General features: G+C 64.5%; 21 protein-coding genes and 1 tRNA gene. 12 read left to right on the forward strand and 10 right to left on the reverse strand.

The features are described 5' to 3' along the window. The first annotated feature begins 5 nt into the window (after positions 1-5). The 5 genes from QMK31_RS03935 (at position 6) to QMK31_RS03955 (ending at position 5876) form a co-directional block, all read left to right on the forward strand. Entirely contained in the window at positions 6-1265 is a 1260-nt protein-coding gene (locus tag QMK31_RS03935) for a sugar ABC transporter substrate-binding protein (protein ID WP_283499616.1), read from the forward strand. Between the two features lie 6 nt (positions 1266-1271). Continuing rightward, positions 1272-2366 carry a carbohydrate ABC transporter permease gene (locus tag QMK31_RS03940; protein WP_283499617.1) on the forward strand — a complete coding sequence of 365 codons (1095 nt, stop codon included), beginning with the start codon at positions 1272-1274 and terminating at the stop codon, positions 2364-2366. A 113-nt stretch (positions 2367-2479) separates the two neighbouring features. Next, the gene (locus QMK31_RS03945; RefSeq protein WP_283499819.1) at positions 2480-3271 is read left to right on the forward strand and encodes a carbohydrate ABC transporter permease; all 792 of its coding nucleotides are present in this window, start codon (positions 2480-2482) and stop codon (positions 3269-3271) included. Positions 3272-3342: 71 nt separating this feature from the next. After that, positions 3343-5367: a glycogen debranching N-terminal domain-containing protein gene (locus QMK31_RS03950; protein ID WP_283499618.1), complete on the forward strand. Its 2025-nt coding sequence runs from the start codon at positions 3343-3345 to the stop codon at positions 5365-5367. A gap of 182 nt (positions 5368-5549) precedes the next feature. Further along, on the forward strand, positions 5550-5876 hold the full coding sequence (locus QMK31_RS03955) for a cupin domain-containing protein (RefSeq protein WP_283499619.1): 327 nt from the start codon (positions 5550-5552) through the stop codon (positions 5874-5876). Positions 5877-6231: 355 nt separating this feature from the next. Here QMK31_RS03955 and QMK31_RS03960 read toward each other — a convergent pair whose 3' ends face one another. The 3 genes from QMK31_RS03960 to QMK31_RS03970 all read right to left on the reverse strand — a co-directional run bounded on the left by QMK31_RS03960 (position 6232) and on the right by QMK31_RS03970 (position 11271). After that, complete coding sequence (locus QMK31_RS03960) at positions 6232-7956, reverse strand: SulP family inorganic anion transporter (protein ID WP_283499620.1); 1725 nt, start codon at positions 7954-7956, stop codon at positions 6232-6234. 163 nt (positions 7957-8119) lie between these two features. Beyond that, a complete protein-coding gene (locus tag QMK31_RS03965; protein ID WP_283499621.1) occupies positions 8120-9139 on the reverse strand; it encodes a TerC family protein in 1020 nt (339 codons plus the stop codon). Positions 9140-9480: 341 nt separating this feature from the next. Continuing rightward, the gene (locus QMK31_RS03970) at positions 9481-11271 is read right to left on the reverse strand and encodes an NAD(P)/FAD-dependent oxidoreductase (RefSeq protein WP_283499622.1); all 1791 of its coding nucleotides are present in this window, start codon (positions 11269-11271) and stop codon (positions 9481-9483) included. Between the two features lie 164 nt (positions 11272-11435). Between QMK31_RS03970 and QMK31_RS03975 the strand changes: the two genes are divergently transcribed. After that, positions 11436-12782, forward strand: coding sequence for a GAF domain-containing protein (locus tag QMK31_RS03975; RefSeq protein ID WP_283499623.1), 1347 nt, complete (start codon positions 11436-11438; stop codon positions 12780-12782). A 121-nt stretch (positions 12783-12903) separates the two neighbouring features. Here the strand turns inward: QMK31_RS03975 and QMK31_RS03980 are convergent, their stop codons facing one another. The 5 genes from QMK31_RS03980 to QMK31_RS04000 form a co-directional block, all read right to left on the reverse strand. After that, positions 12904-13692 carry a class I SAM-dependent methyltransferase gene (locus QMK31_RS03980; RefSeq protein WP_283499624.1) on the reverse strand — a complete coding sequence of 263 codons (789 nt, stop codon included), beginning with the start codon at positions 13690-13692 and terminating at the stop codon, positions 12904-12906. 3 nt (positions 13693-13695) lie between these two features. Then, positions 13696-15240 (reverse strand): putative bifunctional diguanylate cyclase/phosphodiesterase, encoded by a 1545-nt coding sequence (locus QMK31_RS03985; RefSeq protein WP_283499820.1) that lies wholly within the window; start codon positions 15238-15240, stop codon positions 13696-13698. A gap of 182 nt (positions 15241-15422) precedes the next feature. Then, entirely contained in the window at positions 15423-15797 is a 375-nt protein-coding gene (locus QMK31_RS03990) for a DUF7793 family protein (RefSeq protein ID WP_283499625.1), read from the reverse strand. 458 nt (positions 15798-16255) lie between these two features. After that, positions 16256-16930, reverse strand: coding sequence for a hypothetical protein (locus QMK31_RS03995; protein WP_283499626.1), 675 nt, complete (start codon positions 16928-16930; stop codon positions 16256-16258). Between the two features lie 519 nt (positions 16931-17449). Beyond that, positions 17450-17525, reverse strand: a tRNA-Lys gene (locus QMK31_RS04000). A 140-nt stretch (positions 17526-17665) separates the two neighbouring features. Between QMK31_RS04000 and QMK31_RS04005 the strand changes: the two genes are divergently transcribed. Next, a complete protein-coding gene (locus QMK31_RS04005) occupies positions 17666-18460 on the forward strand; it encodes an inositol monophosphatase family protein (protein ID WP_283499821.1) in 795 nt (264 codons plus the stop codon). A 110-nt stretch (positions 18461-18570) separates the two neighbouring features. Next, a complete protein-coding gene (locus QMK31_RS04010; protein WP_283499627.1) occupies positions 18571-19287 on the forward strand; it encodes a GAF and ANTAR domain-containing protein in 717 nt (238 codons plus the stop codon). A 49-nt stretch (positions 19288-19336) separates the two neighbouring features. On the opposite strand, the gene QMK31_RS04015 is transcribed toward QMK31_RS04010, so the two are convergent. After that, positions 19337-20074: a trimeric intracellular cation channel family protein gene (locus tag QMK31_RS04015; RefSeq protein WP_283499628.1), complete on the reverse strand. Its 738-nt coding sequence runs from the start codon at positions 20072-20074 to the stop codon at positions 19337-19339. Positions 20075-20128: 54 nt separating this feature from the next. Between QMK31_RS04015 and QMK31_RS04020 the strand changes: the two genes are divergently transcribed. The 3 genes from QMK31_RS04020 (at position 20129) to QMK31_RS04030 (ending at position 23415) form a co-directional block, all read left to right on the forward strand. Next, positions 20129-20572: an RrF2 family transcriptional regulator gene (locus tag QMK31_RS04020; protein ID WP_283499629.1), complete on the forward strand. Its 444-nt coding sequence runs from the start codon at positions 20129-20131 to the stop codon at positions 20570-20572. Positions 20573-20688: 116 nt separating this feature from the next. Continuing rightward, on the forward strand, positions 20689-21852 hold the full coding sequence (locus QMK31_RS04025; protein ID WP_283499630.1) for a globin domain-containing protein: 1164 nt from the start codon (positions 20689-20691) through the stop codon (positions 21850-21852). A gap of 45 nt (positions 21853-21897) precedes the next feature. Beyond that, positions 21898-23415 (forward strand): CYTH and CHAD domain-containing protein, encoded by a 1518-nt coding sequence (locus QMK31_RS04030; protein WP_283499631.1) that lies wholly within the window; start codon positions 21898-21900, stop codon positions 23413-23415. 32 nt (positions 23416-23447) lie between these two features. Here the strand turns inward: QMK31_RS04030 and QMK31_RS04035 are convergent, their stop codons facing one another. Continuing rightward, the gene (locus tag QMK31_RS04035) at positions 23448-24425 is read right to left on the reverse strand and encodes a LysR family transcriptional regulator (RefSeq protein ID WP_283499632.1); all 978 of its coding nucleotides are present in this window, start codon (positions 24423-24425) and stop codon (positions 23448-23450) included. Positions 24426-24659: 234 nt separating this feature from the next. Here QMK31_RS04035 and QMK31_RS04040 point away from each other — a divergent pair, with 234 nt between their 5' ends. Beyond that, a complete protein-coding gene (locus QMK31_RS04040) occupies positions 24660-25556 on the forward strand; it encodes an FAD binding domain-containing protein (RefSeq protein WP_283499633.1) in 897 nt (298 codons plus the stop codon). Position 25557 lies beyond the last annotated feature (1 nt).

The raw sequence follows: 25557 nt of genomic DNA on the forward strand, positions 1-25557 counted from the left end.
ACAGAATGCAACGACGCAACTCCCGCTGGCTCATCGGCGCCGGCCTCTTCACGGTCGGCGCCCTCACCCTCACCGCGTGCGGTTCCGGATCCGGTTTCAGCGACAACGCCGCCAACACCGACGGCGAGCTCACCAGCGATTCTTCCCAAGGCCTTAACATTTTGATCGGCTCAAGCGGCGACGCGGAGACGGCATCCGTTAACGCCGCAGTGGCCGCTTGGTCCAAGACCTCCGGCACCGACGCCAAGGTGAGCGTCGCCAGCGATCTCAACCAGCAGCTCGCTCAGGGCTTCGCCGCCCAGAAACCAGCCGACGTCTTCTACCTCTCAACGGATGCCCTGGCCGGCTACGCGTCGAACGGCTCGCTGCTCGCCTATGGCAATGACCTGGCCAACAAGGACGATTTCTATCCCAGCCTGGTCAGTTCCTTCACCTATGACGGCGACTTCTACTGCGCCCCGAAAGATTTCTCGACCCTGCAGCTGATCATCAACACCGACCTCTGGGCCCAGGCCGGGTTGACGGATGCCGACATCCCCACCACCTGGGATGGGCTCGCAACCGTGAGCAAAACTCTCACCACCGGCACTCAGGTCGGGCTCGCCGTCGGGGGTGAATATGCCCGTCTGGGTGCGTTCATGGCCGAGGCCGGCGGCAGCCTGATGAACGCCGACGGCACCGAAGCAACGGCGAACAGCGCCGAAAACGTGGCCGGACTCGAGTACGCGCAGACGCTACTGAACGACGGCGTTATGAGCTACGCCAGCGACATCGGTGCCGGCTGGGGTGGCGAGGCGTTCGGCAAGCAGCTCTCGGCCATGACCATCGAGGGCAACTGGATCACCGGCGCCATGCAGAACGACTTTCCTGACGTGAAGTACACCGTCGCGGAGCTGCCGGCTGGACCTGAGGGCAAAGGCACCCTGCAATTCACCAACTGCTGGGGCATCGCCGCCGACAGCCCCAATCAGGCTGCCGCCCTCGACCTCGTAGAACACCTCACCAGCAAAGATGCCCAGATCACTTTCTCCAAAGAGTTTGGCCCGATGCCGTCGATCATGTCGGCCGCCGAGGATTGGAAGAGCGCCAACCCCACGCTGGTGCCATTTCTCAATGGCGCCGACTACGCCAAGGGCGTGCCCAACGTGCAGGGCTCGGCAGATGTCGTAAGCGACCTGAACGCACAGCTCGAGTCGCTGAAGACCGGGGACCCCCAGGCAATCCTGGACTCCGTGCAGAAGAACCTCGAAGCGCTGGTGAAGTAGCCCACCATGTCGACGCCTGTTCGCACGTCTCGCCGCTCCAGCATTCGGGGCGGCGAGACCGCCTCGGGGTGGCTTTTCACGGCCCCGATGATCGTTCTGCTTGGCATGTTCCTGGTGGTCCCGGTTTTGATGGCCCTCTGGGTCAGCTTCTCCGACTGGAACGGCCGTGGTAGCCCCTTCTCCAGCACCGTGTCGTTCGTGGGCGTTGACAACTACTCCGCCCTGCTCGGCGGTGGTGGCCTGGCCGAACAGGATTTCGGCACGGCGCTTCGTAACAACGCGTGGTACGTGCTGCTCGTCGTGCCAATCCAGACCATGCTGTCGCTGTTCCTGGCGGTTCTGGTGAACCGGCAGATTTTGCGTGGCCGCGGCTTCTTTCGCACCGCGTTCTACTTTCCGTCGGTCACCAGCTCGGTTGCCATTACCGTGCTCTGGCTGTTCCTGTTCAGCTCCACCGGCGCCGTCAACAAGCTGCTGGCCTTTATCGGCATTAACGGACCGAACTGGTTCAACGATCCCAGCGGCGTGCTGCACAACATCCTCGGCGTGTTCGGCGTCGAGAATGGCCCGGCTGCGCTGACCGGAAATTCCTTTCTCGGAATCTCCTTCTGGGAATGGCTCGCCGGGCCATCCGTTGCGATGAGCGCTTTCATTTTGATGGCGGTGTTCACCACCAGCGGCACGTTCATGCTGCTGTTCATCGCCGCGCTGCAAAACCTCAGCGGCGACGTTGTCGAGGCCGCGGTGATGGACGGCGCCAACGGTTGGCAGCGGTTCTGGCGGGTCACCCTCCCCCAGCTGCGGCCGACCCTGTTCACCGTGCTCACCCTGGGTTTGATCGGCGCCTGGCAGGTGTTCGACCAGATCTACACCGGCACTCAGGGCGGGCCGGGCAAGACCACTCTCACCCCGGCTTATCTCTCCTACCAGTCGGCCTTCACCAATCAGGCCTGGGGCCAGGGCGCCGCGATCGCGTTCATTTTGTTCGTGATCATCGTGGTCTTCACCCTGTTTCAACGGTGGGTTCTTGCCGAACGCAAGGTATCCGCTCGCCGTATGCGCCCCTACTTGCAGTCCCCCACGTCCGGAGGTTTCAAATGAGCGCCACGCTGACCCCTTCCGTACGAACCCCCTCTCCGTCGAAGCGTCTCAAGTCGCTGAGCCGAGAACAGCTGCCCACCCGGGCCGTTGCCGGTCGTTCCCTGCTCTATGCCATGCTGATCGTGCTTGCCATCGTGTACGTTGCCCCGTTTCTGATTCAGGTTGCCACCTCGTTTAAAACGGATGCCGACGCCGCATCGAACCCGATGTCGCTGATACCAGCGACCTGGTCGTCGGCTGCGTACGAGAGGTTGTTTCTCAACTCAGACTTTCCGGTCTGGTTTAGGAACTCCGCCATCGTCACCGTCTTTGTCACCCTGGGCCGGGTGTTCTTCAACTCCCTGGCTGGCTATGCCCTGGCCCGGCTGCACTTTCGGGGCCGTAACGTGATCTTCGCCCTGCTCATCGCTGTGATGAGCGTGCCCGGAGTGGTGCTGCTGATCCCCAAGTTTTTGGTGATCAACCAGCTCGGCATTTACGACACCTATGTGGCCATGATCGTGCCGCTGCTCACCGATGCCGCTGGCGTGTTCATCATGAAGAACTTCTTCGAGTCCATTCCCGCCAGTGTGGAGGAGCAGGCCCGCATCGACGGGGCTGGCACCTTTCGGGTGTTCTGGTCGATTGTGCTGCCGATGGCCCGTCCGGCGCTGGTGACCATCATCATCCTCTCGTTTCAGGGCTCGTGGAATGAGCTGTCGCACTTCATCGTCGCCACCCAATCGCCGGAGCTAACCACGCTCACCAAGGGCGTGGCTTCGCTGGCCTCCGGGCAGCTGAGCCAGGGCACCCAGTACCCGCTGAAGCTTGCCGCGGCGGCGATCATGACCATCCCGGTGGCCGTCATGTTCTTTATCTTTCAGAAACGCATTATGAACACCACCGATGGGGCCGTAAAGGAGTAGCCGGGCTCGCCCGGCTCTTCCCCACTTAGCTCAGATCCACACCACAACACCTCTGGAGTCGTACCTCACTCATGCCCTTGCACCCCGTTCAGCCGTTACTCCATGATTCCGCCATCGTTCTGGCCGCGCCCACCCAGGCCTGGTCAGCCTCTGATGGGGGCACGACCCTACCGATCCACGGCCTGTACCACGCCGATACCCGGGTGCTTTCCGGCTGGAGCCTTCTGGTGGGAGGCGTGGCCGGCGAGCCCCTTGGCGCCGCGCCGCGTGGTGCCGACGAGCTCACGTTCAACGCACTGCTGCGGCACCTCGACGACCGCACCGCCGACCCGAGGCTGCGGCTGCAGGTGACCCGCACGGTGAAAGCGGGTCGGCTCACCGAGAGCATCACGATTGTCTCCGGCCTGCAGCACGACATTGACACCACCATCTCGGCGCGCCTGACCCCCGACTTCTCTGACATGCAGACCGTCAAGGCCGGCCTGGCCGGTGCTGCCGAGCGGGCCTCTTTTGCGTCGAACGAGCTGCCCGACGTTCCGGTCGTCGACCTGCGGGAGATGACCGACGGCATCCGTTTGTCGACGCCGACGGTAATGGCGCTGGTGCGCGTGAGCGGCGACGGCATGCTGAGCGCGGCGGCCGACGTGCACTGCGACTGGTCGGTGACCGTGCCGGCCCGGGGCAGTGTCACCGTGCAGTGGAGCGTCGACGTGGATCACTCCACAACCGTGGTGCAAGCGGCGGCCGGACTGCCGCAATGGGCGGGAGTGTCGGTGCAATCCGGCGATGCCCGCCTCGGTCGCTGGGTGCAGCGCGCTCTCGAAGACCTCTCGGGCCTGCGAATGGCCACAACCGATCGGCCGGATGAGCCGTTTTTGGCCGCCGGGGCACCCTGGTTTTTCACCCTGTTCGGCCGAGATTCAATCTGGGCCGCCCGTTTTCTGCTCCCGCTCGGCACGGACCTCGCCGCCTCCACCCTACGACTGCTCGCCGCGCTGCAGGGCACCGAGAACAACAACGCGACCGCAGAACAGCCCGGCAAGATCATGCACGAGCTGCGCCCCGACGCGTTCTCCATTCCCGGCGAAGGCGTTTCGCTGCCGCCGCTCTACTACGGCACCGTCGACGCCACCCCGCTGTGGATCTGCCTGCTCGCCGACGCCCACCGCTGGGGCATGGCCGACGCCGAAGTGGAGGCCCTGCTGCCGAACCTCGAAGCGGCCCTACAGTGGATGCGTGAATTCGGCGACAGCGACGGCGACGGGTTTCTCGAATACGTCGACATCACCGGGCACGGCCTGGCTAATCAGGGCTGGAAGGACTCCGGCGATTCCATCCAGTGGCGCGACGGCAGCCTCGCCGACGGTCCGATCGCCCTGTGCGAGGTGCAGGCCTACGCCTATCAGGCGGCAATCGGCGGCGCCGACCTGCTCGACGCGTTCGGTCGTGAGGGCGGCGACATCTGGCGGGCCTGGGCCGAGGCGCTCAAAACCCGGTTTCGGCAGTCGTTCTGGATCGACTCCCCGCAGGGCCGCTACCCGGCCGTGGCGTTGGACTCCGCCAAGCGTGCGGTCGACACCGTGACCAGCAATATCGGTCATCTGCTGGGAACCGGCCTGCTTTCCGCCGAGGAATCCGCCCTCGTCGCTGCGAGGCTCGTCTCCCCCGAGCTCAACTCCGGCTACGGCCTGCGCACCATGGCCACCGACTCTGACGGCTTCTGGCCCATGAGTTACCACGGCGGCTCGGTCTGGACCCACGACACCGCCATCGCCATCGCCGGCCTTGGTCGCGACGGCTTCGGCGCTGAGGCGGGCGTGCTCATCGAGGGCCTACTGTCGGCCGCCGAATCCTTTGACTATCGCATGCCCGAGCTCCACTCCGGCGACTCCGCCACGGCGGTCACCGTGGCTGGGCCCTACCCCGCTGCCTGCCGCCCGCAGGCCTGGTCGGCGGCATCCGCTATTGCCGTGCTTGGCACTGTGCTCGGCTTAGCGCCCGACCCGGCCACCGGCGAGGTTGTCTCTACGCCGATTAGCCCCCCAGTGGTGGGCGACGTCACGGTGCACGGGCTGAACAGGGCGCTGCGCGACTAGCCCCAATCACGCACAGCGCTCAGCCGCCTAACTTCGACACGAGACTCGGGTACGAAGAATCCGTCGCCGCTTGGTCTAGGGCGGTTTGGAATCTCCGGCTCGAAAGGTGGGCTATGCGAAAGTGCGCGTGCTCAACGTCCCCACTACCGCACGGCATCCGCTGGCGGGGCTAGTGTGTGGGCATGGACACTGCGACTGGGCCAATCACTTTCATTGCCGACATGATGGCCGGAACCATCGTGGAGCCGGGTCGGCCACACCACACCAAGGTGCTCAGCGCCCCGGGCGTGCGAGTGGTTGTGCTCACCTTCGAGGCCGGACATGTGCTCAAGGAGCATCAGGCTCCCAAAGACTTGCTGATGCAGGCCCTGGCCGGGCGGCTGCGCATTACGGCCGATAGCAAGGTGCACGAGCTGGCACCGGGCGCTCTGCTGCGACTCGAAGCCGGGCTGCCGCACACGGTTGAGGCCCTTGAGGAGTCCCGCCTGATGCTCACCATGATCGGGTAGCGCGCGGCGGGGGCGGCGCGGCGAACGGGCTGCGAAAAATCAGGCTGCTCCGACTCGAGGCCGGGCCGAAGCCAGCCCCCGGAGGACTACGGCCGCGCGCTTTCGCCCAACCGGGCAGACCAAACGGTCAGCTTGCGGCAAACGTGCGCACACCGTCGAGGGACAGCGCCCGCACGCAAACTCGGAGGTTCTCGCGACACTCCGTGATTTTGTTCCCGCTCAGGCGGCGTGTTGCGAAAATCTCCGAACTTACGTGCAGCGGAAGGGCTTCTCCGGTTCGATCATTCCGGCGTTCACCTAGCCCGCCGCTTTCTGCTCCGCCCCGAGTGGGCAGCAGGATGCGTACAGCTCCCGTTCACGGCTCGTCGTCCCAGATCGTTCCGTCGAGGTCTCCGCGCAGCGTTCCGGTCACCTGGTCAACGGCAGCCCCCACCGTTCCGGTGAACCGCGCCGGGGGAAACCGGTCGCTCAAGCCATACTCACGGAGCTTGTCTTTCACCGGTCCTTTCATCTCCGCAAAGATGAGGGTGGTGCCGCGGGAGGCGAGAAAATCGTCCAGCTCGAGAAGCTCATCAATCGCCGTCGTGTCGATCTCGGTGATGGGCTCAGCCGCGAGAATAACGGTGTGGATGTCGCCCCCGGCCGCGATGACGGTGGCCCGCACGAACTCGTCGAAGATACCGCCGTTAGCGAAGAAGAGCGGGGCATCGAAGCGCACAATTATGATGCCGGGCAGCCGTTCGGCCTCCGGATGCCGGGAAAGATCATGGTAACCACGCCGGCCGTGCACTCGGCCGAGCTCAGCGCGGTACGGTCGCCAGGCGTGCCCGACGAAGGCGCCGAGTGACAGGATGATCGCCACCGCGATTCCCTCGATTACCCCGACGGCGAGAACGCCGATGAAGGCCGCGAGCGAAAGTGCCGCATCCACCCTGTTCATTCTCACGAGTGCAAAAAATCCTCGAACGTCGATCAGCCCGGCCGCGGCAACGACCACCACAGCGGCGATGGCGGCCGAGGGGAGATACGCCGTAACGCCCGGCGCGAGCAACATGAACACCACGATGAGCAACGCCCCGACCACGTTCGTCAGTTGGGAGCGCGCCCCGGCCTGTTCGGCGACGGGAGTGCGTGAGGATGAGGCTGAAATGGGGAAGCCGCCGAGCAGCCCGCCAGCAATGTTGGATACACCGATGCCAGACATTTCCTGGCTGCCGTTAACGCTTTCACCGCGTCGCGCGGCAAACGTGCGCGAGATCACGGCGGTATCGGCGAATGCAATGAGGGCTATTCCCAAGGCCGGGACGATGAGGGCAACAACGTCTCCCCAGGCCAGGCCGCCGAGTGCCGGCGTAGGGATCCCATGCGGCAGTGCGCCCACGACGGGCAGGTCGTTCTGCAGTCCCAGAATGACCGTCACGGCCGTCGATCCCACGACGGCGACCAGCACACCCGGCACTCGGGCCTTGCGCCACGACAACACCACGATGACGGCCAGCGCTCCGACGCCGATGAGCATCGCGGTCAGATCCACTTTGCCGCGGGCGATCCCGTCGACGATGCCCACGGCATCGCCGAACGGGGAATCCGCCGATACCGAGAATCCGAGAAGTGCCGGCAACTGCGACACGATCACGAGCAGCGCCAGCGCGTTCAGATACCCCACCCGAATGGGCTTTGAGAGTAGGTCCGTCACAAATCCAAGGCGCAGAAGACCGCCAAGCAGAAGTATCACGCCCACCATGATCGCGAGCAGCCCGGCGAGCGCGACGGCCCGCGTGCCGTCGCCCATCGCGAGCGGCAGAATGGCTACGGCAATGATCGGAGCCAGGGCAGAGTCGGGGCCGAGAACGAGGATGCGCGAAGGCCCGAAGGCGGCGTAGGCGAGCAGCGGAATGATCGTGGCGTAAAGCCCGGCAGAGGGAGGGAGCCCGGCCACCTGGGCGTAGCCGATACCCACCGGAATAAGGAGTGTCGTGAGCACGAGTCCCGCACGCAGATCCGGCAGCAGCCAGGCGCGCCGGTAGGTGAGCGCCGTGTCGATCCCCGGTACCCATCGCCGCAGCAGATTCGTGCCCAACGCGTTCCTTTCCGGAGCCTCGCTGTGCCCAAAATACCAGCACGTCACATACCGAGCAGACCGTTGGCAGCGGATGCGTCAGCCCGGCCAACGGTGGAGTCTCGATTGCCCGCGATGACCGATGACGACGAACGTGGTGTTGGGGCGCATCAGCTCCAGCGAGCTAGCGGTTTGCGCGCGATCGAGCCGCTCCTGGCCGATCGACCTCGGCTAGTTCCGCCTCGGTAGCCATCCGAAACGGCATGACAGAGGCAACGTGAACCGCCTGGCGAGACTGACCCCGGGTCGCCCACAAACTGGCGCCGATCGACACCGTGAGAATGGCGGCGATGACCGTCAGAGACACCGTGGTAGGGATATAGAACACGTCCAGTAGAAGCATCTTAACCCCCACCCACACCAGCAATACCGCCAGGCCTATCTTGAGATAGATGAAGCGGTTCATCAGGTCAGCGAGCAAGAAGTACATCGCCCTCAGACCGAGAATCGCGAACGCGTTGGCCGTGAAGACCAAAAAGGCCTCGTTCGTCACGGCGAAGATTGCGGGGATCGAGTCCACAGCGAAGATAATGTCGGTGACCTCGACCAAGACGAGCACGGCCAGGAGGGGCGTGGCCAACAGCACTCCCGCTTTTCGAACGACGAGCTTCTGGCCGTAGAAGGCATCCGTCATGGGGATATGGCCTCTAAACCATTTCAAAGCCCACGACTTTTCGGGGTTGAAATGCTCGTTGCGATGACGAAGCATGCGTATTCCGGTGAACACCAGGAATGCCCCGAAGATGTAGAGCACCCAACTGAAGTTATTGATCAACACGGCTCCAGCGGCGATGAAGATTCCGCGGAAGACGAGGGCGCCGAGCACGCCCAAAAACAGAACACGATGTTGGAATTGCGGCGGAACGGCAAACGCGGCGAAGATGATGGCCCAAATGAACACATTGTCGACGGCGAGTGACTTCTCGATCACGAAGCCGGCAAAGTACTGCTGGCCGAACTCAGCGCCGTAGAGCCACCAGACGATTCCGCCGAAGGTCACCCCCGACAGCACCCAGAATATCGACCATCCGGCCGCCTCCCGCACGCCGATCACATGCGCGGTGCGATGTGCGATCAGATCGACCGCCAGCATAACCAGAATCACGCCGATGACAGCGAACCAAGCCCAGACAGGAACGTTCATAACTACTCCAGAATCTTTTCAACTCTGGAGGTCTCGTCGGCCCGTTGCCGGGCCCAAACCGCACCGAGCCGCGATGTCGCGACCGTATTGACGATGGGTCTCGTGGGGACTACTCCCCTCCAAGAGCTACAAAAACAGAGTTCTGGTATTTGTGCAAGGAGAATTGGGCTTGACGCCCTGAGACGCAGGGCTTTCCCAGTCTCCGGCCGTCACGGTGCGTCAGGTTAGCTCCGGCTTTAGAGCCTGCTGGGTCGAGCAGATCGAGTGCACACGTGGGTGGCACCTGGTCTCGATCAGCTCGACCAGCGGATGCGCGACGACCGTCCGACCGTGGCACGCCCCTATCGGGTGAGGTAGGACTCCTGCAGTTCAAAAACCGGGGTGTCGAGGCCTTCCATGCGGGCCTTGATCTGAAGAGCCAGATAGTTGGAGTAGTGCCGGCTCTGATGCAAGTTGCCGCCGTGAATCCACAGCTGATCCACGTTGGTGGGCTTCCACATGTTACGCAGCTCCCCCTCCCACGGTCCCGGATCCTTCGGCGTGTCTGAGCCGTAGCCCCAGCACCGGCCCACTCGGTTGGCGACCTCGGGTGAAACCAGGTCGGCCAGCCATCCGTTCATGGACCCATAGCCGGTGGCGTAGACGATCAGGTCGGCCTCCAGCTCGCTGCCGTCAGCCATGATCACCGAGTGTGGGTCGATGCGGGCGAGTTGGCCCGACTTCACCTTCACGCGGCCGTCAATGAGCAGCTGCGACGCGCCCACATCGATGTAGTAGCCGGAGCCGCGGCGCAGGTACTTGAGGAACAGCCCGGACCCGTCGGTACCAAAATCCAGATCGAAACCCACCGCCGTGAGCTGGGCATAGAATTCGGCGTCGCGTTCGGCCATCTTCTCGAAAACAGGGATCTGGGCGGCGGGCAGAATGCGGTAGGGCAGCGACGCGAACAGCAGGTCGGCTTTTTCGGTCGTGACACCGTTGGCCAGGGCCCGCTCGGAATACAGGTCGCCGAGGGCCAGGTCCATGAGCGCCTCGCTGCGAGCGATGTGCGTAGAAGATCTCTGCACCATCGTCACCTCGGCACCGTGCTCCCACAGGTCGGCACAGATATCGTGGGCCGAGTTGTTGGAGCCGATCACGACAGCCTTCTTGCCGGCCCAGTCACCGCCGCCCTCGTGCTTGGACGAATGGTGCTGCTGCCCGGCAAATGTTTCGGCGCCGTCGAAGGTCGGCGTGTTCGGGTAGCCAGAGACCCCGAGGGCGAAGATCAGCTGTTTGGGTCGCAACGTCACCTTCTGGCCCTCACGCACAACCTCAACCACCCATTCCTGGGTTACCTCGTCGAAGGTGGCCTTGGTGCATTCCGTGCTCGACCAGTAGTTGAGCTCCATGATGCGCGTGTAGTGCTCCAACCAGTCACCGACCTTGTCTTTCGATGCGAACACCGGCCAGTCCTCGGGAAACTTCAGATACGGCATGTGGTCATACCAGACCGGGTCGTGCAGGTGCAGGGACTTGTAGCGATTGCGCCACGAGTCACCGGGCTTGGCATTCTTCTCGATCACGATCGTGGGCACCCCGAGCCGGCGCATGCGAGCAGCCAGGCCGATGCCGCCCTGCCCGCCCCCGACAATGACGCAATACGGCTGCTCGTCGTAGCCGAGCGACGCCTCACGGGCGTTCTTCTTTTCGAGCCACGAGAGCCGGCCCTTCTTTATCTCATGGCTGACCCCCTGCTCGCGGTTTGTGCCCTTCTTCTCCTCGAAGCCCTTGAGCTCCTGCATGGTCGTCAGCAGCGTCCAGCAGCGTCCGTTTCGCAACCGAAGGTGTGCGTAACCGCGGGCCTGTGCGGTTTCAAAAGTCACCCAGGCCTCGGTAGCCTCGCCATCACCGGTGGCGTCCTCGCCGCGGGTCCAGTCGCACGGTTGCACGTGCTCCAACTGGGCCTCGAGCATGCGACGAATGTCTTCCTTTCCCTCGAGGGTCTTAAGGTTCCAGGTGAACGAAACGAAGTCACGCCAGTAACAGTCCTCCTCGAAGATTTCCAGGGCGGTATCGATGTTGCGCTCCCGTAGTGCGCTGTCCAGCGCGGCCAGCCACCGGTCGACGATTTCATTTGCAGATTCAGGCATTTTCACTCCTTTGTGGGCGCTGAGTGAGGTCTTCCCAGTACGGCGCACTAGTGTGTGCAGATACTGATTCGGGCGTGACCTCACGTTCAAGTAGAGACCCGCGGGGGTTACAAGGGCGTTACACCCACTGCGGCTGACTCGTCGGGTCAACCTAGGGAGAGCGGATGTCGCAGGGACAGCCAGTGGGTTCGCGCTTCGCGCCGCCCGACCTGCGCTTCTCGTCGCCGCGGGAATACGCCACGCTGCTACGCCACGCCCATGACCAAGCGCTCTCCGGTGCAGCCCGGCCCAACGTCGACCCGGCACTCTGGGCTTCCTGGCAGCGCGCATTGGCTGGAGGCATCGACCCCGAAACGCATCTGCCGCCGCACCTGCACGAGGTCGCGGACATGCTGCACCTGCGCCGCGAACACCGCCTCGCGGCCGTGATGCCGGCCCTCAGCGAGTTGCTCGCCGACGAGAGCGCCTCGGGGCGGCACCTGCTCGTGCTCACCAACGCGCACGGCGAGGTGCTCTGGCGGGTCGGTAGCCCCGCGGCGCTGCGGCAGGCCGACGGTCTGGAATTCGTAGAGGGTGCCGACTGGTCCGAGGCCGGTATTGGCACGAACGCGATCAGTGAGGTCGTTCTGAGCGGCCGTTCCGCGCAACTGTTCTCCGCCCAACACCTGGTGCGTACCCACCATGAGTGGGCATGCACGGCATCACCCATCCGTGACCCCAACACCGGGCAAATTCTTGGGGTCTTGAACGTGTCTGGCCCCCTCGACACCGTCACCGCGGACAGTGTGCGCATGGTGCAGTGCGGGGTACGACTGGCCGAAGAGCTCCTGCGTAGCCGCACGGCGTTGGTGCCGGAACCCGCGGTGCCGCCCCTGACCCGGCCGAACCGCCCCACGGCGTCGCTCCCCCGACCAACACTGCACAACGGGATCTGCCTGAACCTATTCGGCGATCATCCGGCAGTGGTGCTGGCGAACGGGCAACGAGTTGCGCTGTCCCTGCGCCGAGCCGAAATTCTCGTCCTGCTGAACTCGCGTCAACGCGGCTGGAGCGCGGAGCAGCTGGCCTATGAGGTGCACGGTGAGATGGGCGCTGCGGCGACCATCCGCATCGAGATGCACCGCATCCGCGTTCTGGCCCCCGGCCTGTTGGAGTCTCACCCGTACCGCTTAGCGGATGCCGCGCACGGCCGATCCGACGCCAGCGGCGTGGTGCAGAAGCTGCGCAACGGTCAGGTCGCCGAGGCGCTCGATGCCTACGTCGCACCGCTGCTGAGCAGCTCCGGGGCATCCGCTGTCGAATCACTGCGGCTCGAACTGAACGCCGCCATGGGCGCGGCAGTTCGGGCGAGCGGCAGCGCCGAGCTGATCAAGCGCTGGTGTGAGACCGATATGGGTTCAACCGACGACCTCGCTGTCGACGAGTTGGGCCGGCTGCTTGGGTACACCGACGCGGCCTTTCTCGCCTTCCGGGCCCGTTCCGAGCGGCTGGACCGCGAGCTGGGCCTGTAGCACGGCGAAAATTCGAGCGCGGGGTTCACGACGGCGAGCACCAGCCAATGGTCAGGAAGGCTGTGCGCCCGACCTGTGCGCGCGAGCTGTGCGCGCGAGCGGGCGGTTTCGCGTCAGGCGCTTAGGCGCCGGCCAGAACTGCGAAGTATCCCGGAACCTGTTGGGACAGACCGGCGGCGTTCATCGGGACCACTTCGATGTCTATCGGTCCATCCGTGATCAACGTCCACTCTGAATCGGAAAACGTGCTGCGCCGTTCCTGGGCACCGAAACGCCCGGGGCGAGGCAGGTTTTCCAGGGCGCTTTGCAACTGACGTGGAACGCTTCGCCGCGTGGCACCCAGCTCCTGCATGTAGGCGAGGCTGGTTCCGTGAAAGTTCGTTTCGGCGAGGAACACTCGCCCGCTACTCCCAATGACGGTTCGTAGGTTATCGGCCAGGCTGGCCTGCTTGTCGGCTTTCAGAACGTGAAAGACTCCGCGAACAAAAATGTTGGCCGGCCCGATGCGTTCCAATAGCTGCGCTCCCGCGCCCAATTCGGCAGCGTCCATGACCATGTAGTCGACATTCTGGAGGCCGTCACTTTCCCTCCTCGCCAACTCGACCGCACCGGCGGAAACATCGATGCCGAGCACCCGGGGAAAAAGACCAGCAAGCCAGCGGGTGCAAGATCCATTGCCACACCCGACGTCGACCACAGGAAGGGCGGGATCAAAGTGGGCTACCACGTCGGCGGAGTACTGCGCATACTCGGTCTGGGATCCGGAGTCCCAGAGAACATCTCCCGAACGACCGGTGGTCTGAATTCCGCGCCAGTAGCCATCCCACGCTACCGCCGGGTCCCTCGGTGCCCGGGAAGCGAGACGTATTACCGTTGGAACAAGTAACATCCGGTCCCAGAGCTTTGACATACCCTAACTATATCGACGCTGCGCTAGGCTCTCGAGCCGATCCAGTACCTGCTCTGGCGGTTGCGGGCGACCGTAATAGTAACCTTGCCCATAGAGGCAACCCATCGCCTGCAACTGCTCCGCTTGCTCGGCGGTTTCGATGCCTTCCACGATCGCCTTCAGTCCCGCAGCAGAGATCAGCTGAAGAATCGCGGCAACGAATTTCTGCTGCTGCGGGTCCGAACCGATGTCCTGAATCAGAGACTGGTCAACCTTCACCGTGTCAGCGGGAAGCGACCGAAGATAGCTGATAGACGAATAACCGGTGCCGAAGTCGTCAATTTGCAGCCCCACGCCCAGGTCCCGCAGCCCGCCCAGAACCTGTTCTTCCGTCGTTCCCCTGGACATCAACACGGTCTCGGTGATCTCCAAAACCAAACGCTGCGGAGCCACGTGGTTCCGGTCCAGCGTTTCCCTGATGTCCGCCAGCAGATCGCTGCGAAACAGTTCGGCGGCGGAGAGATTGATGTGCAGACAAAAGTCCGTGAGGTTTGGCGCGGTTTCGTTCCAGCGCCTCAACTGGGCGACTCCTTCATGCAGCACCCAGCGTCCCAGCTCCAGGATCAGGCCGGATTCCTCAGCAATGCGGATGAAGCTGTCCGGCATGATGAGTCCGCGTGCGGGATGATGCCACCGCAGCAGGGCTTCGAGCCCGGTGACCCTGCCCGAGGCCAATTCGACCACCGGCTGGTACTGCAGTGCGAGTTCGCCTCCGGAAACAGCATTGCGCAGTTCGGCGGTTATTCGTGAGCGTTCCTGGACAGCAAGGAGCATGTCGGGGTGGAAAAGCTGCACGTTGTTGCGACCCTGGCCCTTCGCCTGATACATAGCGATGTCCGCATCGCGCATCAGCGACTCGGCCGAATCTCCCGGGGCACTAATGCACACCCCGATGCTGGCCATCGCCCATACCGTTTCGGAGCCGATACGCAAGCTGTCCTGCAGCTTCTCGGAGGCCCGGTGCGCAATTTGCAGGATCTCGTTTTGCGTGGACTCGGTGATGACGACGGCAAATTCGTCCCCGCCCAGACGGGCCACGGTATCGGTGGCCCGGACGGCGGACAGGAGACGCGTGGCGACCTCGACCAGCACGGCGTCACCGGCGCCATGGCCCAGGGTGTCATTGATGGCCTTGAAAGAATCCAGGTCCAGCACCAGCACGGCCGGGGCTTTCCCACTGGCCGTACTGTTTTGGAGTGCCTCCTGGATCCGCTCGTTGAGCAAAATCCTATTCGCGAGGCCGGTGAGGGCATCCGTCTTGGCCATCTGTTCCAGCTCGGCCTGTGTTCGCCGCAACATGGCGGTACGGTCGGCAACCCGCTGTTCCAGATCCGAATAAATATGTTCGAGTTCCTCCGCGAGCAGGTTGACACCCGCAATGACAGCATCAATGTCATCCCTATTTTCCGACGGTGTCATGCGCGTGCTCAGGTCTCCGGCAGCCAACCGAACAATCCCGTCCACCAACTGCCGGAGGCGCGGGTCTTCACCGCTGTTTTCCGAGATCATGGAGTTCAATCGGGCAACCCGCGACGGAAAATCCGGTCCTGTGCCCCCGGCTGAAGCACTAGCGCCGGCGCCGGTGTCGACCTGAATCGATCTGTCTTCACGTGCTGAGCCCTCCGGTCACCAGTCATCTCGATGTGCCGGTGGGTTGGCCCTCATCGCGGCAAGCGGCACTTCCGGAAAGGTCAGTCACCGGTGCTCAGCCAGTCCAGGGCCTGGCTGCGCGAAGTAAAGAAACGAGTCGGGCACGGCGGAACATGCACCCCGAGGAAGAAGTTCGCCAAGACCCGGTCGACAGGCGATGTGCCCAACAGCGCAATGCGTGAGGCGCTGCAGGGAATAGACCACACAGCCCTGGCCTGGCGGCTAACCGAACCGACCGCTTCCATATCGACCAGCATGGGATGTTGTTCCTGCTGGCAGAGCTCGTTGACCTTCGCCATCGCGACCCGTGCGTCGTCAACCTCAATGTTGACGCCGGGTAGCCAACGCAGGTGAAGAAGACCGTTGTCGCTGAGCTCAAGGCTTCCCTTTGGACCGTCCGCGGCTATCACATCCACGACTACGTCCTCCCCTTAGCACGCCGCCGAATCATTCAGCCGCTAGTCAAAGATAGCCGTGTTCATCAACTTCTCAAATTAGCCGCACAGCCTGGGTGCGCGTGGTCGTGCTCACCTTCGAAGCGTGGCACGTGCTCAAGGTGAATCAGGCTCCGAACATGCTGCTCCTGCAATCCCTGGCCCGGCACCCTGCTGCGCCTCGAGGCTGGAGTACCACACACGGTCGAGGCCCTCGATGAGTCCCGTCTGCTGCTGACAATGATCGTCTAGCGCACTCCACCAAAGACGCAGCGACCGACAAGCGGAGCGCCCCCACGCAAACTCGGAGACTCTCGCGACACGCCGTCATTTCGTGCCTGCTGAAGCGGCGTGTTGCAAAAATCTCCGAACTTACGGGCAGCGGATGACGAGAATCATCCCGCGGCGGTCCCCGGGCGCTGAACCCGGCGTGCTAACGGCTACTTGAGAGCGAAGCCGCCCTGACAGGTGATATTTGTGCCCGCGAAAACTTTGATTTTCGACGGGTTGCTGCAGCCCGGGGTGCCTCGCCAGCCCTGGAATCTCGATCCGGGGCGGGCCTGGGTGTTGAGCTTGACGACTGTGCCGGCGGGGAAGAACGAGGAGCACGCACCGGCGCCACTGCCGAGGGTGACCGTGCAGTTGATCCCGGCCGGTTGCGAGGTGATAAGGCCACTGCCATTGCCGGCCGGCAAGATCGATATGCTGCCGTTTGCCGCCTGGAACTGAGTGCGCACGGTGACGATCGCGTAGGCGGTGACACCTCCGGCTGTGCCGATAATGAGCGCGGACTGGGGGTTGGTGACGACCAGGGTCGTTACCGGAAAGCTCGCCCGGGTCGCGCCGGCGGGAACGGTGACGCTGGGGGGAACGGTCGCCGCTGCGGTGTTATCACTAGACATTGCAACCACCAACCCGCCGGAAACGGCCGCCGAGGTCAGGGTAACGGTGCCGGTAACCGGTGTACCACCGGCAACGTCGGTCAGATTGAGGGTCACTGACGACAGGGCGGGTGCCGAGGTTGTGGCAGAGCCGGCAGCGTATGACGCTGACGGGGCCAGTGCCGCGGTGAGCGCTGCGACAGCGATCAGCACGGCGGTCAGGGTTGATTTCACGGTTGTTCTCCTTAATCGGGTGGTCCAGAAGCCGGAGGGGATCTCGGCCATCGATGCCCCCGATGCCCGCTCCCGTGCCCGTCGTTGACGCGCCGCGCGAGAATCACCGGTATAGCGAGAAGCCGATAAAGCAACTTCAGTAAACAGCGTTGCGCGATCTACCGCTAGTGCCCATTGGTCGCAGTGCCTGTCGCCTGGCGCTGAGGCTCGCGTCAAGCTGCCCCGGCTCTTGCGGTCGCAGCCCGAGGGTGGTCCAGGCGCTCAGCCCAGGTCAGGTCAGGTCAGGTCACAATGACGACTTGCCCAGGTGGGTCTCGCTGTGGCCTCCGAGCACGTGAGCGCGGAGCGCGGAGCACGTGAGCGCGGAGCGCGGAGCACGTGAGCGCGGAGCACGTGAGCGCGGAGCACGTGAGCGCGGAGCACGTGAGCGCGGAGCACGTGAGCGCGGAGCGCGTGAGCGAGTACAAAAACGGCCCGATCCGCGTCTTTACGCTGGTCGGGCCGTGTTTTAGCTGGATCTGGTGCACCCCCCCGGACTTGAACCGGGAACCCACTGATTAAGAGTCAGTTGCTCTGCCAATTGAGCTAGAGGTGCGTATTTCGCCGCGAAACAACCCGCGGCAACGTGTAACCCTAACACCCTGAATGGGCTCGCCGCCAATCGAGCGGAGAAACCGAGCGTGGCGCGGCGCGATGCCCATTATTACTATTCTTGACAGGGTGACTGAGCCTCGAATGTACACCCTCGCTGACGACCTCGATCTCGCCCTGAAGCTGGCTGACGCGGCCGACGCGATCTCTCGGGCGCGGTTCACTGCGCTCGACCTCGTCGTGACAACCAAGCCCGATCGCACCCCGGTAACGGATGCCGACCAGGCCGTCGAGCGAGCAATTCGCGCCGTGCTGGCCGAACAGCGTGCCGATGACGGAATTCTGGGCGAAGAGTTCGGCACCGCCGGATCGACGGCGCGCCAGTGGATCATCGATCCGATCGACGGTACCGCCGGCTTCATGCGCGGCATTCCCATCTGGGCCACCCTCATCGCCCTCGCCGTCGACGGCGTTCCGGTGGTGGGCGTGGTGAGCGCGCCGGCTCTCGGCAAGCGCTGGTGGGCATCCGCTGGCGCTGGCGCCTGGTCGAGCGATGAGCGCACTCCGCATGCCGCCCCGACGCGCCTCACTGTCTCCGGCGTCGACACGCTCGCCGAGGCCTCCATCAGCTATGGCAGTTTGCAGCAGTGGGACCAGGCCGGGCACCTCGACGCGGTGGTTAATCTCTCCCGGCAGGTTTGGCGCACCCGTGCCTACGGCGATATGTGGTCGTACATGCTGTTGGCCGAGGGCCACTTGGACATCGCGGGAGAATTCGATCTGCAGCCCTACGACATGGCGGCGCTCGCCCCCATCGTGCAGGAGGCCGGCGGAGTGTTCACCTCGATCGACGGCCAGCCCGGGCCATGGCACGGCAGCGCCCTGGCCACAAACGGCCTGTTGCACGCGGCGACGCTGGCCGTCGTGAATCCCGCGTAGCCGGGCATCCGTTGAACGAAATAGCGTCTCGAAATCAGTGCCGCTGTGAGTTTTCTCTTTCCCAACGGATGGGGATATAACGATCTCGGATTCGGGTCTATGATCCTCGGATGAAAACCATTAGTCGGGCTTTGCTGGTGAGTGAAGCCTTCGTCAGATTAGCGGACGCCCTGGTGGGCGAGTATGACGTTTTAGACGTTCTGCACACCTTGGTGGAGCAGTCAGTTCTGCTGCTCGACGCAGAAGCAGCCGGGCTTCTCCTCGCCGACCAGGACGGCATTCTGCAGGTTCTCGTGTCGACCAGCGAAGAGAGCCAATTCGTAGAGGCCCTGCAGACCAAAGCCGGGGTAGGCCCGTGCGTTGACGCTTTCCATACCGGCGTCGTGGTGACAATCGACGATATCGCGTCAGCGGAGGGTGCTCGGTATCCGGATTTTCAGCAGGCGGCTCTAGGTCAGGGGTTTAGGTCAGTGCACGCTATTCCGATGCGCTTTCGCCCCAACACCATCGGCGCCCTCAACCTGTTCCGCAGCACCACCGGGAGTTTGACCGCGGAGGACGCTGCAATCGGCCAGGCCCTCGCCGATGTCGCGACCATCAGCATTCTGCACGAGCGAACGGCACGAGAGAAAGCGGTCGTGAACGACCAGTTGCAGAGGGCTCTCAACAGCCGGGTTCTCATCGAACAGGCCAAAGGCGTCATCGCCCAGCGCAGTCAGGTCAACATGAACGACGCCTTCAACCTGCTGCGCGCCTACGCACGCTCCCACAACGAGTCCATGCAGGAAAGCGCTGAGAAATTTATCAGCAACAGCATTCTGCTGTAGCGAACGACCGGGGCGTCACTCGGGTTTACGTTCGGTTTCGACCGACGGTTCACTGACCCGGCATGTCGGGATTGATGCCGTTGCGGGCGTTGCGCGCATCGAGGCGGCGCTGTCGCCAGGCCCGCGGGTTCAGCAGCAGGATCGGTTTGGGAATGCGCAGCGCGTAGCCGGTCGGCAGAATCCAGCCGTAGCGTTTGGCCAGAAGCGACAGCCCCGCACCGCTGAGAATGGCCACACCGGTGCCGATGGCCACGAACCCGAGCTGGCTCAGAATGACCATCTCGGTACTCGCGAGCAGCGCGCTCGTGGCGTAAAGGGTATTGCCGCCGAAGATGGTGGGCACCTTGAGCAGCATAATGTCGCGCACCATGCCGCCGCCGACCGCGGTGATCATGCCCAGCAGAATGGCGGGCAGCCAGCCGAGGCCGGCATCCAGGGCTTTTTGCGCGCCCACCGCCGACCAGCAGCCCACGGCGAGCGCGTCGAGGAGCAGCAGCACACGCCGGGTCCAGCGGCCGTTGAAGGTGACGAAGTAGGCGATAACCCCGCCGAGGATGGCGCAGATCAAGTAGGCGGGGTCGAGCAGCGCGGCGGGGCTGCCCTGTTGCAGCAGGGTGTCGCGAATCATACCGCCACCGAGGCCGCTCATAATGGCGAGCACCACGAAGCCGACGATGTCGAGGCGGGCGGTGCGGGCGGCGACCCCACCGAGAATGGCGTTGGCGAGCACACCGGCCAGGTCCACGAAGCGGATTACCTCAAACAGCGTCTCCGAATCAGTGTTCACTTGCCCCATTCTCACCTATATCTGGGGTGCAATGGGCGCGCCTACAGTGGAGGCATGAGGATCAACGCTTTTTCCGACGTCTGCCTGCGGGTCGTCATGCTGCTGTGTGCGGCCCCGGAGAGCGTGACTTTGACCTCGCGGGTGGTCGCCGCCGAGGTAGGCACGCCCTACAACCACGTGAGCAAGGCGTTGTTGCGCCTGCGCGAGCTCGGCCTGATCGAGGCCATTCGGGGGCGGAGCGGCGGCGTGCGCATCAGCGCGCTCGGCCGCGCCGTCACCGTCGGTGCCCTGCTGCGCCAGCTCGACACCCGCACCGACCTCGCCGCCTGCGAGTCCCCCAACGGCCCCTGCCCCCTGCTGAGCGGATGCGGCCTGCGCGGCAGTCTGCGCCGCGCCCGAGAGGCGTTCTACCGCGAGCTCGACGGCCTCGTTATCTCGAAACTCCCGCACGGAAAATCGACTGGACCGGTCCTCGTCGAACTCGGGTTGGTGCGGTAGGACTAAAGTCCCTAATTTCTACAACTTGTAGAAAGCATCCGCTAAACCGGTATATGAAATGCTACTTTTATAAAAGACCCCCACAAACGGGTGTCGGTTCTACAGAAGGAGTATTCATGCTTTCGCCCCAGTCCACACCCCTCATCGAAGCCACCCTGCCGCTGGTCGGCGAGCGGATGCCCCAGATCGCACAAAACTTCTACAACCGCATGCTCACCGCGCACCCCGAACTCTTCGACGGGCTGTTCAGCCGGTCCAACCAGAAGAATGGCTCGCAGCAGCAGGCCCTCGCCGGCAGCATCGCCGTCTTCGCCTCCCACCTGGTGGCGAATCCCGACACCACGCCGGAGGCCATGCTCTCCCGTATCGCTCACAAGCACGTCTCCCTCGACATTCAGCCCGAGCAGTACGACATCGTCTACAAGTACCTGTTCGAGGGCATCGCCGACGAACTCAGCGACGTCATCACGGCTGAGATCGCTGCCGCCTGGACCGAGGTCTACTGGCTGATGGCCCACGCCCTGATCAAGATGGAGAAGGGCCTCTACGCCGGACTCGCCAGCGACAAGCCGCTCGCCCCGTGGACCGTGGTGAAGAAGGAAGCGGCCGGAACCGACGCCGTCACGTTCACCCTCGAACCGGCCGACGACACTCCGGTGACGCCCGCCCTGCCGGGCCAGTACGTCAGCGTCACCGCCACCATGCCCGACGGTATCCGTCAGGTACGTCAGTACTCGCTCTCGGCCGGCACGGCCACGACCCGCGTCTTCACCACCAAGCTCGACGCTGACGGCGAGGTCTCCCCCGTGCTGCACCGCGACGTGCAGGTCGGCGACACGCTCATTCTCTCCGTTCCGTGCGGCGATATTACCCTCGACCACGGCACCGGCCCGCTGATCCTGGCCTCGGCCGGAATCGGTTGCACGCCCAGTGCCTCCATCCTGCGTTCCCTGGTGGACAGCGGCTCGAAGCGTGAGGTGCTCGTGCTGCACGCCGAGAGCAACCTCGAGCGCTGGGCGCTGCGCGACCAGATGAACGAAGACGTCGCTCTGCTCGAGGCGGCCGAACTCGAGCTCTGGCTCGAGATCCCGAGCGCGGGCCACCACGAGGGCTTCATGTCCCTTGAGAACGTGACGATCCCGGAGGACGCCTCGGTGTACCTCTGCGGTCCACTCCCGTTCATGCGCAGCCTGCGCTCCCAGGCGCTGCAGTCTGGCGTGCCGGCCGATCGCATCCACTATGAGATCTTCGGCCCCGACCTGTGGCTCGCCAACGCCTGACGCACTCATTGTTCAAGCCTGGTACGCCCGCGCTAGGTTGGAACCGTGGACGCTAACGGTGGTATCGAGATAGAACGCAAGTTTGACGTCGACGAGCTGGCGGTGTTACCCCGTCTGACCGAGCTGCCGGGCGTGCAGGCCATGGCCGAGCCGATGGTTCATGACCTGGCAGCTGTCTACTTCGACACGAAGGACCTCGTACTCACCGCGGCGCACATTACGCTGCGCCGACGCACCGGTGGCGACGACGCCGGGTGGCACCTCAAACTGCCACTCGACGGCGGGCGCCGCCGAGAAATCCACTCGCCACTGGGCAAGCATGCCCAGGATAAAGCGGATGCCGTCCCCGAATCGCTTGCCCAGCTCGTGCGGGTCTACGTGCGTGACTCCCCGCTCGTTCCCGTGGCACGCCTGAACACCACCCGCGTGGTGCACGGCCTGATCGGAGCGGGCGGCGAAACCCTCGCCGTGGTCTGCGACGACCGGGTGCAGGCCGAACGGCTCGTTCACGAACCAGCATCTGCGGCCTGGCGTGAATGGGAGCTCGAACTCGTCGACGCACCCGAGGACCTGCTCGACGCGGGGCAGTCCGTGCTCGCGAGCGCCGGCATCCTGGTGTCGCAGCACGCTTCGAAGCTGGCGCGTGCCCTCGGCGACCGGTTTCCGGCGACACCAGCACAGAATCAACACCGCCCAACGCCCACGAGGCCGGCCGCAAATGTGCTGCTGGCCAGCCTGCGCGAGCAGATCGGCGTCATTCGCATGCAGGATCCGGAGATTCGCCAACACCGGGCCGGAGCCGTACACGCCATGCGGGTCGCCACCCGTCGGCTGCGTTCGGTGCTGGCCACCTATGAATCCCTCATCGACCCGGCCGTCGTGCAGCACCTCCGCACCGAACTCGGCTGGCTCGCCGCCGTGCTCGGCGGCTCCCGCGATGAAGAGGTGCTGCACCGCCGCCTCGCCGGCCTGCTCGACCACGAGCCGCCCGCCCTGCTGCTCGGCCCAATCCGGGAACGCCTCGAAACCCGCTCGGCGACGGATGCCGGCAGCGCTGGTCGCACGCTCATCGCCGCCCTCGACACCCACCGCTATTTTCGGCTGCTCGACGCCCTTGACGCCCTGGTCGCTGCGCCCCCGTTCACGGCCGCGGCCGGCCAGGACGCCCGCGTGCTCGTTCCGGCCCTGGTCGCGAAGGAGTGGAAGAAACTGCGCAGCGCCGTGCGCCGGGCCGCCAAGACCATGCCGGGGCCGGAGCGCGACCTCGCCCTGCACGAGGTACGCAAGCGCTCCAAACGGCTGCGCTACGCGGCCGAGACGGCGCATCCGCTCAACCCCAAGCGTGCCGCACGGGTGAGCCGATTCGCGCAGAAACTGCAGACCATTCTCGGCGACCAGCACGACAGTGTCATCGCCCGCGACCGCCTGCTGCGCCGCGGCGGGGTCGAAGCCTACCTCCGCGGCGAGAACACCTTCAGTTATGGCCGCCTGCACGCCCTGGAGCAGCAGAAGGCAGCGGGTGCCGAGGCACACTTTTGGCGTGCTTGGCGATGCCGCCCCTAATCACCCGAGAGTCGGTCCCCCAGGGCGCGGAATCAACTCCAGAGGGCCACGTGCACCTTGGAGCCGCGCCGGGCGACACCGCGTGAGCCGCCGGGCGCGAGCATCGCCGCGGTCGCCTCAGCGGTCGTGACGAAGCGTTGCAGTGTTCGCGCGGCGGCCGGCGCCCGGCCGTGATCGAGGGTGCTCGCGCACCACAACCCGGCGATCGGCGTGTTCGGCACCGACAGCACGACGAGCGACCCGGCCGTCACCTCGGCCCGCACGATATGCCTGAACGCGAGCATGATCCCCTCGCCGGCGCGAACGGCGGCGAGCGCATCCGTTTCGCTGCTGAGCGGCACGGTCTCTGGAACGCCAACCCCGGAGACGAGAAATGTGGCTGCGAGCCAGCTGCTTTCTGCTGTGAACTCCTCGATCCCGGCCTGGCCGGTGAACCAGGGCTCCCCCAGCAAAGCGGCGAGCGGCACGGACAGCTGCCGGCCAAGCGGATGCTCCGGCGCGGCGACCAACACCCGTTGATAGCGCAGGAAGGGCACCACTTCGAGCTGCGGTCCCTGAGGCGGACGGGAGCCGAGCGCCACGTCGTAGGCGTGATCCTGTAACAACGACGCCACGTCATCGGCGCGCTCGACAACCACGTCGATACCGCCGGCGTGGCCAGGCATCCGGCGGGTGAAGGCGTCGAGCAATCGGCCAGCCGCGTGTTCGGCGAAGCCCGCGGTGGCGACGACGCGCAGGCTCGCCGCAGACTCCGCGGCGTGAGAGACCTCCCAGCGCACCTGGTCGGCCAGGCCGACGATCTCCTGGGCATGATCGGCCAGTGCCCGACCCCCGGCCGTCAAGGCGATGCCAGATCCCGCCCGCACAATCAGGGCATCGCCGAGATCAAGGCGCAGTGCGGCAAGCGACGACGACACCGCGGGTTCGCTGATTCCGAGCGTGGCCGCAGCGGCACGCAGCGACCCGAGACGAGCCACCAAGGCAAAGGCCCTCAGCTGATTCAGCGTCATTGCCACAGCTCATAACCTTTCGCTTAGGTCGATATTGGCAGCCTCGGGGGCGAAGGAGCAAGGGGCCAGCAGGTCGGGAAGGATGCAGGCGCAACGGAATCAGGCGCGCAAGCTCATAACCTTTCGCTTAGGTCGATATTGACAGGCTCGGAGGCTGGGAGCAGGCTGTGGCGCACAACGGTGCTGCGCGACGATGCGTGGGGCCATGGAACCTTCTTTCGTGAGGAGAAGCCCGTGCAGATTCCGGCTCCGTTCGATTATGTTCGCGCCAGTTCGGTCGATAACGCCCTGGCTCTGCTCGATCGCCATGGGCCAGAATCCCGCGTGGTCGCCGGCGGACACAGCCTGCTGCCCATGATGAAGCTACGCCTGGCCCGGCCGGATTGGCTCATCGACATCAACGATCTGTTCGAGCTCGATTACCTGTTGGTCGACGGCCCGGTGCTGCGCATCGGCGCCATGACCCGGCACACGACCCTGCTCGAATCCGACGACGTGCGCCGACTGTTTCCCATCATCAGCGACGCCGAACGGGTCATCGCCGACCCGATCGTGCGCAACCGCGGCACCATCGGCGGCTCGCTCTGCCAGGCAGACCCGGCCGAGGACCTCTCCACGGTGTGCCACGTCCTCGAAGCTGTCGCGGTCGTTCGCGGGCCGGCCGGTGAGCGGATGCTGTCTATGGCCGACTTTCACCGCGGCCCGTACGAGACGGCGGTCGCCCAGAACGAACTGCTGATCGAGGTGCGCATCCCCATTCGCACCGGCTCCGCCAGCGCCTACGAGAAGGTGGAGCGTCGAGTCGGCGACTGGGCCGTCGCCGCAGCGGGCGCAAGCGTGACGCTCGCCGCCGACGGCACGATCAGCCAGGTGGCCGTGGGACTGACCGCGGTCGGGCTCGACCGCAACGTGACCGAGGTCGAAGCCGTGCTCATCGGTCAGGCCCCCACCGAAGCACTCTTCGTCGAAGCCGGGCTGTTGGCCTCACGCAGCTGCGATCCCCTCGCCGACCAGCGCGGCCCGGTCGATTACAAGCGGCACCTCGCCGACGAACTGACCCGCCGGGTATTGCGGGCGGCCTGCCGCCGCGCCGCGGCATCCGCTTCAGACACGACAACCCAGGAAGGCTGAG

The organism is Cryobacterium sp. PH31-O1 (genome assembly GCF_030063455.1).
In the GTDB taxonomy this organism is placed as follows: Bacteria; Actinomycetota; Actinomycetes; order Actinomycetales; family Microbacteriaceae; genus Cryobacterium.

What these genes read in the sequence shown, in the direction of transcription:
- QMK31_RS03970 (WP_283499622.1), bottom strand. Translation starts at nt 11,271, where the DNA reads ATGCCTGAATCTGCAAATGAAATCGTCGACCGGTGGCTGGCCGCGCTG.
- QMK31_RS03935 (WP_283499616.1), top strand. Translation starts at nt 6, where the DNA reads ATGCAACGACGCAACTCCCGCTGGCTCATCGGCGCCGGCCTCTTCACG.
- QMK31_RS03975 (WP_283499623.1), top strand. Translation starts at nt 11,436, where the DNA reads ATGTCGCAGGGACAGCCAGTGGGTTCGCGCTTCGCGCCGCCCGACCTG.
- QMK31_RS03985 (WP_283499820.1), bottom strand. Translation starts at nt 15,240, where the DNA reads ATGATCTCGGAAAACAGCGGTGAAGACCCGCGCCTCCGGCAGTTGGTG.
- QMK31_RS03940 (WP_283499617.1), top strand. Translation starts at nt 1,272, where the DNA reads ATGTCGACGCCTGTTCGCACGTCTCGCCGCTCCAGCATTCGGGGCGGC.
- QMK31_RS04005 (WP_283499821.1), top strand. Translation starts at nt 17,666, where the DNA reads ATGTACACCCTCGCTGACGACCTCGATCTCGCCCTGAAGCTGGCTGAC.
- QMK31_RS03955 (WP_283499619.1), top strand. Translation starts at nt 5,550, where the DNA reads ATGGACACTGCGACTGGGCCAATCACTTTCATTGCCGACATGATGGCC.
- QMK31_RS03965 (WP_283499621.1), bottom strand. Translation starts at nt 9,139, where the DNA reads ATGAACGTTCCTGTCTGGGCTTGGTTCGCTGTCATCGGCGTGATTCTG.
- QMK31_RS04020 (WP_283499629.1), top strand. Translation starts at nt 20,129, where the DNA reads ATGAGGATCAACGCTTTTTCCGACGTCTGCCTGCGGGTCGTCATGCTG.
- QMK31_RS03950 (WP_283499618.1), top strand. Translation starts at nt 3,343, where the DNA reads ATGCCCTTGCACCCCGTTCAGCCGTTACTCCATGATTCCGCCATCGTT.
- QMK31_RS04035 (WP_283499632.1), bottom strand. Translation starts at nt 24,425, where the DNA reads ATGACGCTGAATCAGCTGAGGGCCTTTGCCTTGGTGGCTCGTCTCGGG.
- QMK31_RS03945 (WP_283499819.1), top strand. Translation starts at nt 2,480, where the DNA reads ATGCTGATCGTGCTTGCCATCGTGTACGTTGCCCCGTTTCTGATTCAG.
- QMK31_RS03980 (WP_283499624.1), bottom strand. Translation starts at nt 13,692, where the DNA reads ATGTCAAAGCTCTGGGACCGGATGTTACTTGTTCCAACGGTAATACGT.
- QMK31_RS04025 (WP_283499630.1), top strand. Translation starts at nt 20,689, where the DNA reads ATGCTTTCGCCCCAGTCCACACCCCTCATCGAAGCCACCCTGCCGCTG.
- QMK31_RS04010 (WP_283499627.1), top strand. Translation starts at nt 18,571, where the DNA reads ATGAAAACCATTAGTCGGGCTTTGCTGGTGAGTGAAGCCTTCGTCAGA.